The sequence below is a fragment of the Halorubrum sp. SP9 genome (assembly GCF_005435015.1).
GTDB lineage: Archaea > Halobacteriota > Halobacteria > Halobacteriales > Haloferacaceae > Halorubrum > Halorubrum sodomense.
In genome coordinates this window covers 1-450 of the sequence record NZ_SGXU01000379.1, presented here as the reverse complement: position 1 = coordinate 450, position 450 = coordinate 1, and the positions used below count along the sequence as shown (strand labels likewise).

At 68.0% G+C, this 450-nt stretch carries 1 protein-coding gene; it reads left to right on the top strand.

Annotated features, from left to right (window positions below; all coding sequences use genetic code 11):
* A partial coding sequence (locus EXE45_RS17940) for an oligopeptide/dipeptide ABC transporter ATP-binding protein (RefSeq protein ID WP_137695123.1) occupies positions 1-450 on the top strand: 450 nt, incomplete at both ends.

The window sequence follows — 450 nt, the reverse complement described above, 5'->3', positions numbered from 1 at the left end:
GAACCGACGACGGCGCTCGACGTGACGATCCAAGCCCAGATCCTCGAACTGCTCGACGACCTCCGCGAGGACCTGGGGATGTCGATCCTCTTCATCACCCACGACCTCGGCGTTGTTCGCGAGATCTGCGACCGCGTCGCAGTGATGTACGCCGGGAGCATCGTCGAGTCCGGACCGGCGGAGGTGCTGTTCACCGACCCGCGTCACCCGTACACGAAGGGGTTGCTCGCGAGCATCACGAGCGTCGACGAGGCCGTCGACCCCGACGACCGCGACCGGCTCGACGTGATCGAGGGGCAGATGCCGGATCTCACCGGTTCCACGGCCGGGTGTAAGTACGCGGACCGGTGCCCGGGCGCGACCGAGGAGTGTCGCGAGGCACACCCCGATCTGGAGCCGGTCCCGAACGAGACGGGGCGCTCCGTCGCCTGCTACCGTCACGAGCAGGTC